General features: G+C 45.0%; 14 protein-coding genes. 8 read left to right on the plus strand and 6 right to left on the minus strand.

Annotated features, from left to right (window positions below):
- Nucleotides 1-43: 43 nt before the first annotated feature.
- Nucleotides 44-1,162, minus strand: a complete 1,119-nt coding sequence (locus tag BDD39_RS05205) for an RNA-guided endonuclease TnpB family protein (RefSeq protein ID WP_166908747.1) — start codon at nucleotides 1,160-1,162, stop codon at nucleotides 44-46.
- A gap of 157 nt (nucleotides 1,163-1,319) precedes the next feature.
- Between BDD39_RS05205 and BDD39_RS05210 the strand changes: the two genes are divergently transcribed.
- Together BDD39_RS05210 and BDD39_RS05215 are read left to right on the plus strand one after the other, a co-directional pair.
- Nucleotides 1,320-2,183 carry a permease gene (locus BDD39_RS05210; protein ID WP_166908749.1) on the plus strand — a complete coding sequence of 288 codons (864 nt, stop codon included), beginning with the start codon at nucleotides 1,320-1,322 and terminating at the stop codon, nucleotides 2,181-2,183.
- A 15-nt stretch (nucleotides 2,184-2,198) separates the two neighbouring features.
- Nucleotides 2,199-3,047 (plus strand): TIGR03943 family putative permease subunit, encoded by an 849-nt coding sequence (locus tag BDD39_RS05215; RefSeq protein WP_166908751.1) that lies wholly within the window; start codon nucleotides 2,199-2,201, stop codon nucleotides 3,045-3,047.
- A 115-nt stretch (nucleotides 3,048-3,162) separates the two neighbouring features.
- On the opposite strand, the gene BDD39_RS05220 is transcribed toward BDD39_RS05215, so the two are convergent.
- Nucleotides 3,163-4,083, minus strand: a complete 921-nt coding sequence (locus BDD39_RS05220; protein ID WP_166908753.1) for an MBL fold metallo-hydrolase — start codon at nucleotides 4,081-4,083, stop codon at nucleotides 3,163-3,165.
- Nucleotides 4,084-4,171: 88 nt separating this feature from the next.
- Here BDD39_RS05220 and BDD39_RS05225 point away from each other — a divergent pair, with 88 nt between their 5' ends.
- Nucleotides 4,172-4,573, plus strand: coding sequence for a secondary thiamine-phosphate synthase enzyme YjbQ (locus BDD39_RS05225; protein ID WP_166908755.1), 402 nt, complete (start codon nucleotides 4,172-4,174; stop codon nucleotides 4,571-4,573).
- Between the two features lie 92 nt (nucleotides 4,574-4,665).
- On the opposite strand, the gene map is transcribed toward BDD39_RS05225, so the two are convergent.
- Both map and BDD39_RS05235 read right to left on the minus strand, forming a co-directional pair.
- The gene (map, locus tag BDD39_RS05230; RefSeq protein ID WP_166908764.1) at nucleotides 4,666-5,415 is read right to left on the minus strand and encodes a type I methionyl aminopeptidase; all 750 of its coding nucleotides are present in this window, start codon (nucleotides 5,413-5,415) and stop codon (nucleotides 4,666-4,668) included.
- 618 nt (nucleotides 5,416-6,033) lie between these two features.
- A complete protein-coding gene (locus BDD39_RS05235) occupies nucleotides 6,034-7,335 on the minus strand; it encodes an ATP-binding protein (protein ID WP_166908766.1) in 1,302 nt (433 codons plus the stop codon).
- A gap of 312 nt (nucleotides 7,336-7,647) precedes the next feature.
- On the opposite strand from BDD39_RS05235, the gene BDD39_RS05240 reads away from it, so the two are divergent.
- The 5 genes from BDD39_RS05240 to BDD39_RS05260 all read left to right on the plus strand — a co-directional run bounded on the left by BDD39_RS05240 (nucleotide 7,648) and on the right by BDD39_RS05260 (nucleotide 13,080).
- Nucleotides 7,648-7,893: a hypothetical protein gene (locus BDD39_RS05240; protein WP_166908768.1), complete on the plus strand. Its 246-nt coding sequence runs from the start codon at nucleotides 7,648-7,650 to the stop codon at nucleotides 7,891-7,893.
- A 111-nt stretch (nucleotides 7,894-8,004) separates the two neighbouring features.
- Entirely contained in the window at nucleotides 8,005-8,811 is an 807-nt protein-coding gene (locus tag BDD39_RS05245; protein ID WP_166908770.1) for a uroporphyrinogen-III synthase, read from the plus strand.
- Between the two features lie 293 nt (nucleotides 8,812-9,104).
- Nucleotides 9,105-10,118 (plus strand): 2-oxoacid:acceptor oxidoreductase family protein, encoded by a 1,014-nt coding sequence (locus BDD39_RS05250; RefSeq protein ID WP_166908772.1) that lies wholly within the window; start codon nucleotides 9,105-9,107, stop codon nucleotides 10,116-10,118.
- Nucleotides 10,118-12,412: a thiamine pyrophosphate-dependent enzyme gene (locus tag BDD39_RS05255; RefSeq protein ID WP_166908774.1), complete on the plus strand. Its 2,295-nt coding sequence runs from the start codon at nucleotides 10,118-10,120 to the stop codon at nucleotides 12,410-12,412. Before BDD39_RS05250 ends, BDD39_RS05255 begins: the two co-directional genes overlap by 1 nt.
- A 131-nt stretch (nucleotides 12,413-12,543) precedes the next feature.
- Nucleotides 12,544-13,080, plus strand: a complete 537-nt coding sequence (locus BDD39_RS05260) for a hemerythrin domain-containing protein (protein WP_166908776.1) — start codon at nucleotides 12,544-12,546, stop codon at nucleotides 13,078-13,080.
- 121 nt (nucleotides 13,081-13,201) lie between these two features.
- Here BDD39_RS05260 and narI read toward each other — a convergent pair whose 3' ends face one another.
- Together narI and narJ are read right to left on the minus strand one after the other, a co-directional pair.
- Nucleotides 13,202-13,906 carry a respiratory nitrate reductase subunit gamma gene (gene narI / locus BDD39_RS05265; protein ID WP_166908778.1) on the minus strand — a complete coding sequence of 235 codons (705 nt, stop codon included), beginning with the start codon at nucleotides 13,904-13,906 and terminating at the stop codon, nucleotides 13,202-13,204.
- A 2-nt stretch (nucleotides 13,907-13,908) separates the two neighbouring features.
- A complete protein-coding gene (gene narJ / locus BDD39_RS05270) occupies nucleotides 13,909-14,457 on the minus strand; it encodes a nitrate reductase molybdenum cofactor assembly chaperone (RefSeq protein WP_166908781.1) in 549 nt (182 codons plus the stop codon).
- Nucleotides 14,458-14,462: the final 5 nt, after the last annotated feature.

Genomic DNA, 14,462 nt, shown 5'->3' on the forward strand with positions numbered 1-14,462 from the left:
TGGTGTTACTTTAGGCAGGTTGACAGCTACCCAACGACCCAAGTCATGCTTGAGCCGTTCCTTCAACGATGTACTCGATTCCTTTTCGTTGAAGGTTCATCTCACCAATGCGGTCATCGTTGGATGTGTAACCACATGTCTGACAACAAAACATGTGTGTCCGCTTGTTGCGATTCGCTTTTTCCGTATGTCCGCATTTTGGGCATGTGAGTGAGGTGTAATGTGGATCAACCACCACCACTTTCGAGCCGTACAAGCGGGCTTTATACTCAAGCATTTCACGGAATTGATGGAACGCCCATGATACAGTTTCATAACGGTCATGGATATGTACACGTTCCGTCTTTTCTCGAATGCCTGTTAAGTCCTCCAATACAAAAAGGGTGCGCTCCCCATATTGACGAACGAGTACCTTACTGACGGTATGGTTGACATCCGTCATCCAACGGTGTTCTCGTTGTCCCATTTTTTTGAGTTTACGACGGGCTGAAGCAGTTTCTTTTTGTTGAAGGGCTTTTCGCATTCGCTTGTATTTCGCTCGTATGTGCTTGATTTCCTGACCATGGAAGAACGTGGTTTTCCCTTGTGAGTCATAGGCGACCGCAAGGAAATTAACACCCAAATCTACCCCAACGACTTGTCGAATGTGGTGGTCCTCCACGCATGGAATATCTTTTGTCATCGGGATATGCAAAAAGAACTTGCCGTGCTTATAGACGAGTTTCGCGGTTCCAAACGTCCATGATCCGTCAAAATAGTGTTCCATTCCTTTTGTTTCGAACGGAACTTTAATTCGACCTTCTAGCGTGTTGACGGAAAATGTTCTTTGAACAAGGGAATAGTCCCGATTCCAAACAAGATCGTATTCCGGTTTTTTAAAACGAATCAATGTCCATTCATGACCGTTGCTTTTAAGAGAACGATACCTTGCGATGACGGTTTTCATCACGGATTGCGCCATTTGTGAGCGCATGGAGTAGTTTGCTCGAAGGGTCCGATAGGCCATGTGATGCAGTTTTGCTTGTACGAGTATCTTGGTTTCATGGATCAAGGCAGACACATAGTTGCAAGCCGACCGATAAACGGATAGCGTTTGTTGGAGTAATTCCGCTTGTTCGATGGTTGGAGAAATTTTAATTTTGGCTGTTAATGTAATGTCCACTCGTTTTCACCTCACTTTCACTAATTATATTATCTCATATATTTAGCGATATGCTTTACTCAAAAGAAAGGAGGAAGGTGCTAAAACGATGAAAGAAGGAATGTTTCATGGTACAATAGATGATTGTAATATGTGAAAAAGGAGAGCCTACAAATCTATGAAGACATTTCTCCAGCTGAATACGATATTTATTAGTATATTAATAGAATCGATGCCATTTGTCGTGCTTGGCGTGTTTATTTCCGGCATCATTCAAATGTTTGTTACGGAAGAAATGGTAAAGAAGTGGGTGCCGAAAAATAAGGTGCTGGCTATCATCTATTCGGCGCTGATCGGTGTGTTGTTTCCCGCCTGCGAATGCGGGATTGTGCCAATTACGCGCCGTCTTGTCGCCAAAGGCGTGCCGCTGTATGCCGCGATTCCGTTTATGTTAACCGGTCCAGTCATTAATCCGGTTGTTTTGTTTTCGACCTATATTGCGTTTGGAAGCAACTGGACGATGGTATTATATCGCTCTATCTTTGCTTGCATCGTGGCCATTGTAGTCGGTTTGGTTATCGCTGTACAATATAAAGATACTCAATTGCGCCATTTGACGCCGGCTCCGAGCATTGCGGCAAAAACGTGGAAAGAAAAGGTCATTGGGACGCTAGAGCATACGATTGAAGAGTTTTTCACGACCGGAAAATATTTAATCATTGGCGCTTTTATTGCTTCCGTGATGCAAACGTATGTAAAAACATCCGTGTTGCTGGCGATTGGCCATGGGAAAGCGTCTTCCTCGCTGGTGATGATGGCGATGGCTTTTGTTTTGTCATTGTGCTCGGAAGCGGATGCGTTTATCGCTTCCTCGTTTCAAAATACGTTTCCGTTTAGCGCGCTTGCCGCGTTTCTCGTATTCGGACCGATGCTGGATATAAAAAACACGATCATGTTGCTGCAGTCATTTAAAACGCGTTTTGTATTGATGCTCATTTTGTATATTACAATATTCGTATTTATCGGTTCGCTATTGATATAAAGGAGGTGAAATAGCGTGTTGCGCATGTATATTTTGCTCGGATTTACGTTTTTATTCTTTCATTTATATATTACAGGGGAAATTAGCAAATATATTAATATGCGTTATTCGTATCTATCATTCAGCGCCATCTTTGTTTTTGCTTTGTTGACAATTATCCAGTTTATTTTTGTCAGCCGGAAACAAGAACATGATCACTGCGATGATGACGCGTGCTGCCACCATCACCATGAAGAACAATCGCGTTGGAAGCGGGCGGTCAACTATATGATATTTATTTTTCCGATTGTATCGGCACTGCTGTTTCCTGTCGCAACGCTTGATTCGGAGATGGTGAAAGCGAAAGGATTTCATATTCCCGGAATGGCGGCCGACAGCGGCGATCCGTTTGTCCAGCGGCAATTTTTGCGTCCCGACACCAGCATTTATTACGGGAAAGATGATTATAATGATTTAATGCAAAAGGAATTAAAAAAATACGGGAAAGTGTCGCGACTAAAGCTTGATCCACAAAATTATTTAAATGTGATGGAGACGATTTACCAATTCCCAGGCCAGTTTGACGAGCGAGACATCGAATTTGATGGGTTTGTGTACCATGATGAGACGACGAAAGCCAATCAAGTTTTTGTGCTTCGCTTTGGCATTATTCATTGTGTGGCCGATTCGGGGGTATATGGTCTGTTGACGGAGTTTCCGCAGCAGCCGCGGCTGAAAAATGATGAATGGATTCATGTCAAAGGAACGCTTTCCACTGTTTATTACCAGCCGTTTCATATGAACATCCCATATGTGAAAGTAACATCATGGCAACGGATCAGCGAGCCGAAGGAGCCGTACGTATTTCGCCAATATAATCAGTGAAAAGGAGCCAATGACAGGCTCCTTTTTTACATTGCTAGGGAGGGTTTCCGGCTTGAAATCGGTGACCGCGTTTCTTATGTATCATAGGTGAACCACTTTCTATCATGTGTAGTATTTAGGAGGAGAGGTTTACCACTTCCCCAAGCTTCAGGCATTTTAATCGGCTATCATCCAACCCGCGCCGCTTCCATTCAGCGAGTAAGCGGTCAAGCGCTTCTTTCGGCGTATCATCCGCCAAGCGAAAAGCGCCGTAATGCATGGGAATAAAGCAGCCGGCTTGACAATCAAGGAAAGCTTGCACGGCCTCTTCAGGAGTAACGTGCTGCGGTCCCATAAACCATTCTGGCTCATACGCGCCGATTGGCAGAAGCGCATAATCAATCGAAAAGCGCTCGCCAATTTCACGGAATCCGCGGAAGTAGCCGCTATCGCCGGCAAAATAGATGGTCGGCTTTTCGTCTGCCTCGATTACCCATCCGCCCCAATGCGATGTATTCATATCCCATAGCGTCCGTCTCGTCCAGTGCTGCGCTGGGACAAATGTAAACGCAACGCCTTGAAGTTGTTGCGTTTCCCACCACGAAAATTCTGTTACCTGCTTGTATCCTCGTCTTCGGAACAGGCGGCCAAGCCCGATCGGCACCAATAGATGAGGATTTCCTTTTAGTTTGCGAATGCTTGGAAAATGCAAATGATCGTAATGGCCGTGGGAGATAAGGATGACATCGACTGGCGGCATTTCGCTTAATGGAATGCCTGGTTCGGAAAGCCGCTTTGCCGTTCCCATCCGTTTGGCCCATACCGGGTCGGTGACGATCGTGATGCCGTTTATCTGAATGACAAAGGTCGAATGTCCGACCCAAGATAGCAATGTGCGGCCGCGGTTCGTATGAAGCTGTTCGTACTGCGGCATGGCGATGCGCGGAACTTGGTAAGATAAATCTTTCTTTTTGCTTTTCCGTTCCTTTTGCCAGCGGCGAAAATCGGCAAATGTTTTTTTCGTCGAAACCCCATCTAGATTTTCGTATCTTTTCATTTTATTCCTCACCTTTTTTGTGCGCTATAATATAAAAGTAACAAAAATTCTTGTCGGAAACAAAAAATGTTGCTTGGTGGTGAGGAACATGCTTCGCTCTTTTGCCATTCGCACGACGAAGCGGGATGAGATGATTGATATTACTTCGTTTGTCGCGGAAACGGTTCGTGAGTCAGGTGTAACGGAAGGGGTTGCCATCGTGTATTGCCCGCATACGACAGCGGGAATCACGATTAACGAAAACGCCGATCCGGATGTAAAGCGGGATATGATGCGCCGCTTTGACGAAACGTATCCTTGGGAGCACCCGCTTGACCGCCATCTGGAAGGAAATACGGCGGCGCATATGAAAGCGAGTACGGTCGGCGCGTCGCAGCATGTCATTATTACGGATGGACGGCTCCTTTTAGGAACATGGCAGGGCGTTTATTTTTGCGAGTACGACGGTCCGCGCCAACGCACATTTTATGTGAAAGTCGTAAAAGGATAACTATAATATTATTATGTAAACTAAATCGCAAAGGACTAACCAAAAGTGGCTAGTCCTTTGTCTTTTCTTCGTGCACAGTGCAGGGAAACGGTTTAGGAAAGGGTTGTTAAAATGAGCGGACCGTTTTTTGTAATTGCGATCGTATGTTCATATTGTGCGGAATAGGAGCCATCGATCGTCCGCGCGGTCCAGCCGTTTTGGTCCATTTTGCTTTGCCACGCGCCGATGTTGACCATTGGTTCAATCGTGATCACCATTCCTTCTTTTAGGCGCATGCCCTTTCCCTTTTCCCCAAAGTGCGGAATATATGGTTCTTCGTGAATCGTCGGCCCGATTCCATGTCCGGTGAAATCGCGGACGACGGAGAAGCCGTTTGTTTCCACATACGTTTGAATGGCATGGCCGATGTCGCCGATCCGGTTGCCGATGACCGCCTGCTCAATCCCTTTATAGAGCGACTGCTCTGTCACATCAAGCAATTTTTGCACTTCTTCGCTCACTTGGCCGACAGCATAGGTCCATGCCGAATCGGCAAGAGCGCCATGCAAGTTGACGACAAAATCGATCGTGACAATGTCGCCTTCTTTTAACGGCTCATTGCGCGGAAAGCCGTGGCAAATTTCGTCGTTAATCGAGGCGCATGTTGCATAAGGATATCCGCGATACCCTTTTTGCTCCGGCGTTGCCCCGTGCTTTGCCAAAAATGTTTCCACAAAATGGTCAATTTCCATGGTGGTGATCCCGGGCTGAATGAGCTTAGCGATTTCTTGATGACAAGCCGCTAATAATTTTCCCGCTTCGTGCATTAGTTTTATTTCTCTTTCCGTTTTCACATGAATCATGCCAAAATCCCCTTTTCATTCATATTTGCTGAAAGTCTATTGTGTATTGTAGCAGAAAAATGGCATGGTGATAAACAAAAGGAAATATTGGTAAATACATTTTTAATTCCCGAAATTTTTTGATAAAATAATGTTGCGGCGATCAGGTCAATAAAAGGAGCTTTTTTATTGATTTTATTTCGATCTGGACGATTGCTTTTTAACCAACTTCCATTGGAAAGAAATTTCTATTATATTTCTATCTTATGCTGATTGAAGAAAGAACGTTGCAAGCAGCAAAAGGCGATTTAACGGCATATTCATACAAAAGATGAGTTGCCCGCATCACCCGTTCGTTTTGGACGATCATTTCGGCGAACCACCCACTGATCGAAGAAGTATCGGCTTCTTTACAAGATGCAGGCTTCCGGGCAAGTGGCGGCGATGGAGGAAATTCTTATTCCGCTTAGTCATTAAACGGAAAGGCGCAAGACTTATACCAATCGGTCGAACAGTTTCAGTTGTAATGAAAACGGCTATCCGTTTTGCGATGGATAGCCGTTTTTTGTTTCTACGCATTTTGCCCGCCGTTCCATTCACGCGCTTCTTTTCTGTTGGACATATGTACGACGTCCTAGTTTATGACGTGGCAAAAATCTTTTTTTCTTTCCGAACCACATGTGGCAAGTGGGAGGAAGAAAGAGGCAGATAAATGGATACTTCGGTTCCTTTATGTACTTCACTTTGGATATGAATCGTTCCATTCATGGATTCAATGATGCGGAATACGACCATCATTCCCAACCCGGTGCCTTTAATCTCTTTCGTCGTAAAATACGGCTCCCCGAGCCGTTCGATTTGTTCTTTTGTCATGCCGACGCCGGTATCGGAAATACGAATCAGCACACGCTGCTTTTCAATCGAAACGTAAATTTGCAGCAAGCCGCCGTTTGGCATCGCTTCGACAGCATTTTTCATAATATTCAGCAAACATTGGCGGAATTTCTCGCGCTCCCCTGTGATGGAAAACGGCGCCAATGTTGCTTTCACTTCGACGCTGTTCATATTGGCGAGCGGGCGTATAAGATCGATCGCGCGTTCGATTTCCGTTTTCACATTCAGCTTTTCTACCGATTCCGGTGCCGGTTTGGCAAATGTTAAATAATCGGTGATGATTGCTTCGGCCCGGTCTATCTCCTCAATCGCGATTCGTGCATATTGCTTCCGTTTTTCCGGCGGTAGATGGTGCTGCTCCAGCAATTGCATAAACCCGCGCGCGGCCGTGAGCGGATTGCGGATTTCATGGGAAATGGAGGCAGCTAGATGGCTTACCGCTTCCATTTTTTCCGCGCGGATAATCCGCTTTCGCAAAGCAATATTTTTATATATCATTTCTTTTAATGAAGAGACGATTAACATGCATAGCGGCTGAGCGAGCAAATAGGTAAGGGAAAGGGGAACAGATGATGACGGAATGCCGTGAAATGTTTCGGCTAGCCCGACAGATAACATTCCGGAAAAAGCGCATAGCGCCGTTATCAACGATATACGATGTTTTGACGGTAGCTGTAAAAATTTTTTTGACAATATGATACTTGTTATCATAACGAGGACGGAAATAACAGCGGTAACGAAAAATCCCGCACCTCCGAATAACGAACGATAGCCAAGGTTCGTCAAACAAAGAAATACGCCCGTCCCGACTCCTATATATAAACTTCCGAGCCAAAGCGGTATTTGCCGCAAATCGAAGATAAAATCCTTGTCGGCGCCAACCGGAAGGGTGATGCACAGTATAATGACAAGGGCATAACAAACGGTGAGCAAATATTGTTTAATATGCTTTGGCACGTTTCGTTGCTCGATCCATAACGGAACAATGAAAATAGGAAGAAGGATAAAAAACAAATTTAACAAAAAGTCTTTTAGGATATTAAGCATGGCTGCACCTTCTTTCGCAGAATACGGTACGCTTGGAGCCAATTCAACAATTACTGCTAATATATTACATTGTAAACGGAAAACGTGTCAGATGTTAAGGACGAATTCATAGTGTTTTTTTGACATAAATCTGCGTTTTTCAACAAACGTTAGCGTTTTAAATGGAAAAGGAAAGGACCTTGGGCAATCGTTTTATCGACAATATTTTCAGAAACGGGTATAATAATTTGTTGATTTTTCTTTATTCTTTCCCCCCTCCATTTGTTTTTATAATTGTAATAGAGACGCTATATCAAGGGGGATTTTTCTATCATGATGGAGCTTTATAATCAGTTAATGGTGTGGATTGAAGAAAAGCAGCCGGTCAAGATTAAAACAAAGCAAGGAGAGGCAACGTTTTTGCCTGTAAAACTTTATAAAGATGTGCGGAAATTATTTGCCTATAACCGTAATATGAACTTGATCAACATCTCGTTAGACCATGTGATTTCCATTGAACCAACGCGCATTTACGGGTCATTTGATCGAAGAGAAAAATATATGGTACATACTCGCTAGGCAAAAAGAAAAAGAGCATGCCCCTTTGAGGCCTGCTCTTTTTTTGTATTGCGCGGTAGGAAGGAGGTATTTTACAATTAAGGTATTCGTATCTAGGAAGGTGGGGGGAAAATGCGTGGAAAACGCATTGCATTATGCGCGTCACGGAAGCTGGAAGAAATGTCGACGCTGATTAAAAAGCAAGGCGGCATTGCGGTCGTGCGGCCGGCGCAAGGAACGGTATTTTTGAAAGAAAAGGAACTGGAAGAGGAAATGAGCGCGGTAATGGCCTTATGCCCGGACTGGTTTGTTTTTACAACCGGCGTTGGGGTGGAGACGTTGCTGGAGGCGGCAGAGAGAGGAAACATAAAAGAAGAATGGATGGCCGCCATCCAAAAGGCGAACGTAGCGGCGCGCGGCTATAAAACGGTTGCGGCGCTGAAAAAAATCGGCATTTCTCCTATCGCTGTCAGCGATGATGGCACCACGAAAGGACTGATCCGCTCCTTGGAAGAATATACATTGGCGGGGAAACGGGTCGTAGTGCAACTACATGGCGATACCGCGCCGACGCTTAAGCAATATCTAACCGAAAACGGCGCGTCCTATAGCGAATTGCTTCCATACCGCCATGTGGCGCCAGATTCGCAAACATTGGAAACACTGTATGAGGAAATCGTGCGCCGCGAAGTCGATGCCGTTTGTTTTACAGCGGTGATGCAAGTCCGCTTTTTATTTTCTTTTGTAAAGGAGCAAAAAGATATTGAGCTGTTCCGCCAAACGCTGAATGAACATGTCGTTGCCTGTGCGGTTGGAAAAGTCACGCAAGAAGCGCTTCAAGAAGAAGGAATTACTAGGGTGATCGCTCCTAAACTGGAGCGGATGGGGGCGATGATTGTCACGTTGTCGCAATATTTTGAACGCCAATTACAAGGATAAAACATTCTACTTCCAGCCTATAAAAATAACCGCTTTTACATAAACAGCGCTTAAGGACACGGTTCCTTAAGCGTTTTTATGTTTATTTCTGTTATATTATAAATAAATATCTGTTATATAATTGTTCTGTTTGCTTAAACCGTGATAAGTAAAAGGTTTTTATCAGATATTTAATATGTGTATTATTAGTAAAAACTTAAATATATGATTTTTGTCACACCTTTTTTATGATTTTTTAATTAAAATGAAATTTGGGGGTGTAAACTACTTTTATTCATTTTGGGAGGGATTGTATGTCTATTTTGCCAAAAACGAATGACTTAGGTTTTTTTGAAATACGCCTCGAGTCGATTGGGGGACTCGGCGCTAATCTGGCAGGAAAAATGCTTGCCGAGGCGGGAGTGTTAGGGCTTGGTCTAAATGGCTCTAACTTTTCTTCATATGGTTCCGAAAAAAAAGGAACTCCGGTCAAAAGCTTTATTCGCTTCTGTGAGCCGGATGTAGAAATCCGGGCGCATAGTCCGGTTGAACAACCGCATGTTATCGGGATATTTCATGAAGCGCTTTATAAGATGGTGGATGTTGTAAGTGGTTTAGTTCCCGATGGAATCGTTGTAGTGAACTCCACAAGGGATTTTGCTGATATTCGCCGTGATTTGCGTTTGGAATATGGAACGCTTGCTGTTGTAGATGCGCTCGGGATTGCTGTGGAAGAAAAAACAAAGGTAAATACGGCAATGCTTGGAGCGTTATTCCGCGTTTGCGATTTTCTTGATCCAGAGATGATGAAAGAGGTTATCCGAAAAACGTTTTCAAAGAAATATCCGCATTTAGTAGAACCGAATATTCGTACATTTGAACGTGGATATCATGAAGTTCGTTTTCAAACATATGAAGCACCGAAAGATGTTCGTGGAAAAGCGTTTTCCCGCCCTGAACCGCTTTTAGGATATAAAACGCAAGAAATAGGCGGGATTATTGTGGCGAATGGGAATAGTATTTTCAAAAATTTAAGCGGATCACGCCAAGGATTTTTGCCGAAATGGGAAGCGGAAAAATGCATTCATTGCGTTGCTTGTGATAATGTTTGCCCAGATTTTTGCTTCGTTTGGGAAGAAGGGTTAGATAAAAAAGGTCGAAAGCAAATGTTCTTAAAAGGTATCGATTATCAATATTGCAAAGGTTGTTTAAAATGCGTCGAAGCATGTCCGACAGGCGCGCTAAGCGCTGAGAGAGAAGTGCTTGGGTTTGCTGAGCAGCATACGGTGAAACACAAATTCCCGTTCGTAGCAGGGGGGACAAACTGATGGCAATCTTGGAAGAAAAATTAAGCATGACAACAAAAGCAGAACAAGTGACGGCGTTCGAATCGGGGAATGAAATGGCGGCACGTGCTGCTGCACAAATTAACTATCATATTATGGGTTATTTCCCAATTACACCGTCTACAGAAATTGCTCAGCTGTTAGATCAAATGAAAGTAAGAGGAGAGCATACGATTCAACTCATACCAGCCGATGGGGAACACGGTTCTGCCGGTATTTGTTATGGAGCGTCCACTATGGGAGCACGCGTGTTAAATGCAACGAGTGCGAACGGTTTAATGTACATGCTTGAGCAGCTACCAGTACAGTCTGGAACACGTTTCCCGATGGTGCTCAATTTAGTTACCCGCTCGATCAGCGGTCCGCTGGATATTCGTGGCGATCATTCTGATCTTTATTTTGCCTTAAACACCGGATGGGTTATTTTACTTGCCCGCACTCCACAAGCGGTATATGACATGAATATTATGGCGTTGAAAATCGCTGAGCATGCCGATGTTCGTTTACCTGTCATCGTTGCGTATGACGGTTTCTTCACATCGCATCAAAAACGAAAAGTACAATATTTTAAAGACAGAAGCATCGTACAATCCTTTATTGGCGAGAGACCAACGAATTTCCCAAATGCGTCTGACCCGAAAAAGCCGATTACCATCGGAGCGCATATGCTCGGGGATGATTTAATCAATAATAACTATCAGCAATCCGAAGCGCTATACCGTGCAGGAGAAGTGTTTAAACAAGTAGCGCGCGAGTATGCTGTGTTATCAGGCCGCGAATATCCGGTACTCGATTTATATAAAATGGAAGACGCGGAAGTAGCGTTATTTTTATTAAACTCAGCGGCGGAAACGGCAAAAGATGTCGTTGACAAGCTGCGGGCGAAAGGAATTAAAGCGGGGATCATCAGCCCAAATATTATCCGTCCATTCCCAGCCGAAGAAATCCGCCAAGCGTTAAAGCATGTTAAAGCGCTTCTTATCGGGGAACGGGCGGATTCGTACGGAGCACATGGGCCAAACATGACGCATGAAGTGAAATCAGCGTTACAAGAGGATAAAGAAAATAAAACCATTGTGTTAAGCCGCGTGTTTGGCGTTGGTGGGAAAGATTTTTATGCGGAAGATGCGGAAGCATTTTTCCAAATGGCGATCGAGGCAATGGAAAAAGGATACGCAGAAAAGCCGTTTGATTATTTCGGGCATGTGCCAGGTCGCCCTGAAAATCGGCAAACTCTAGTAATGGAGCCAATGCATGGCGATGCGTTTAAAACGGGATTCATTCAAGTCACTCCAGATGAAGAGACGAAGCGGTTAAAAGTTAAAATTCCGCCGCTAAGAGCGCTCACCGCCAAGCCGAAACGGCTTGCTCCAGGACATGGCGCCTGCCCAGGATGCGGGATTTTTCCAGGGTTAGAGCTGTTTTTTAAAGGAATTGAAGGCGATATTGTCGTCTTGTTTCAAACAGGATGCGCTTATGTTGTATCGGCCGCTTACCCGTATAGCTCACATAAACAGACAATGGTCCACAATTTATTCCAAAATGGAGCGGCGACATTGTCCGGAATGGTAGAAGCATTTTTCGAAATGAAACGCCGCGGGGAACTTCATGTTTCTGACGATGTGACATTTGTGATGGTCACAGGCGACGGCGGCATGGATATCGGAATGGGCTCTGCCATCGGAACTGCCCTGCGCAACCATAAATTAATTATTCTCGAGTATGATAATGAAGGATATATGAATACTGGCTCGCAAATGTCCTATTCCACGCCGATGGGGCATATGACAAGTACAACGGGAGTTGGAAAAGCGCAGCGCGGAAAGGCGTTCCATCATAAAGATACGCCGCAAATTATGGCGGCGACGAACATCCCTTACGTATTTACGGGAACAGAAGCGTTTCCGCAAGATTTAGTGAAAAAAGCGGCGAAAGCGCAATGGTATGCTCAGCATGAAGGAACGGTATACGGCAAGCTGCTTATTACATGTCCGCTGAACTGGAAATCGGAAGAACGATATGGCGAACAAATTTTGAAAGCGGCGGTAGATTCATGTTTCTTCCCGCTATATGAAGTAGAACGTGGAAAAACAACCATTACGTATGATCCGGAAGAAAAAAATCGGCGCATTCCGTTAAGCGAATGGCTAAAATATATGGGAAAAACGAAACATTTATTAAAAGAAGAAAACCGCGATCTTTTGATGGAATTGGAAGAAGAAGTTGAACGAAGATGGCGCATACTAAAAGCAAAGCATGAACATCTGTATTTATAAAAAATGCGGAACAATCACGCAGGAAACTCTCTTGCGTGATTGTTCTTTATCTTTGGGTGTGATATCGCTCACAACGTGTTTGCGAAAAACAAGGTACAATCATGACAAAGAAAGGGTAGGAGGGATGATGGATGATGGATTTATGTTGCCATATGGGCGGACAGGAAGAAGTGAAGCTATGCGCGGGATTAGAGCGTTTAAAACAGGAACATGGACCGTTGCGTGAGCTAAAACAGCGCATGTTTGAACTGGCACAAGAAATCGTCGGCGATGAGGAAGAGCGAAATTGGAAGGAACGGTTGCTTGTGTTGCGGGAAAGCGTACAGGCATTGGTGACTGAACTCGATCCGCACTCCGAGCGGGAAGAAGGCGTGCTGTTTCCGATGATGGCGCAGTATATTGGAAGAACATTCGGACCGATTGCCGTTATGGAGTATGAACATGACCAGGCGAAGCAGCGACTTGCTTCCTTTTTAACGAAAACGGCGGAACTTCCGGAAACAGTCGACCGCGAAAGTGCGGCAGCGCTTGCTAATGAGGTAATCGAGGCCTATCATATTTTAGCGGAACACTTTATGAAAGAAGAAAACGTGCTATTTCCGATGGCCGAACGTTTGCTGTCTGACGAAGAAAAAGAAGAATTGGCGGAAAAAATAGGCCAAATATAAAAAAACGGGATGTCTCCTTCTCATAGGAGCATCCCGTTTTTGCATACGCTCAAAAAATCTCCCGCCTCTAAAAGAAGAAGGAGGGAGAAATATGTGAAAGGGGGATTCGAACACATTTTGATCAATGAATGTTATGCGGCTGTTCCGCCTGTTTCGGCATGCGTTTGCGATAGACGACATAGCTTCGGCGCAAGTAGCGAAGCGGAAAGCTAAACACATGCACAAGACGCGTAAACGGCCAGACGGCGAAAATGCTGAGGGCAGCCAAAATATGAATTTGAAACCAAACTGGCACGGTTTCCATGTAAGATGGATCGGGATGGAACAGAAGAACGCTCCGGAACCAAGGGCCGATCGTTGTTCGATAATCGAAACCATGCGAGTCGACATTCAGCAGCGTCGACGACAGCCCGGTTGCAATAACCGTCGCCAGGAACAAGAGGGCGATCCAGTCACCGCGGCTGCTTGTGGCCCACACCCGTTTGACGGTCGCGCGCCGGCGAATCAGAATGAGAAGCCCAATAAGAGCGGCCAATCCTGCCGGAACGCCGCCGATAAGGGCGATGAAATGGTACGCTTCTTCCGTTATGCCAAGCGTTGCGTACACCGATTCTGGAATCAAAATGCCCATGACGTGGCCGACGAACACAAACAAAATTCCCCAATGGAACAGCAGGCTGCCAAGCCGCAATTGCTTCTTTTCCAACATTTCGCTCGATTTTGACGTCCAGCCGAATTGGTCGTATTGATAACGCCAAATATGGCCGCCAATAAAAATTGTTAGCACAATATAAGGGAAAATCACCCAAAGAAATTGCTCCAACACGGTTACACACTTCCTTTCGGAATCGGCGTCACGCCGAGTTCTGCAAGTGCGAGGAAAATCGCGTCAAACACAGTGGCATAAGGGCTGCCGCCCGCGGCAAGCTGCTTCCGTATTTCATCGATGTTATTGACATATGCCGCAAAGAGCGGCACGACGTGCTCCTGTTCCGCATAGGCGGCAAACTCGAGCATAAGCGGCAAATAATCTGGAAGTTCCTGCTCGCTCGTATCAAATCCAGCCGCTTTATAGCGCTGTTTCAATTGCAATAGCTCGAGCCCGCGTTCACGTTGCTCGCCTGTATTCATGTAAGTCACATATAAATTCGTTTTTTTGCCGAAATCAAATGTTTCGACATATTGCTCCATCCGCTTGCGGGCAGGCATGGATTGGATATCGTGAATAAAAGTGCTCATTTTTTCGACGATGGCATCGTTTGGGACGGCGCTGATTGCCTCGAGGCAATCAGCGAGAGAGTCCGCCCATGCTTCATCGGGATAGGACAATAGATGGGAAGCGCATAAAAACACCGTTTGTATTTGATCTTTGTCCATGTTTC

It is taken from the genome of Saccharococcus thermophilus, from assembly GCF_011761475.1.
Lineage (GTDB): Bacteria > Bacillota > Bacilli > Bacillales > Anoxybacillaceae > Saccharococcus > Saccharococcus thermophilus.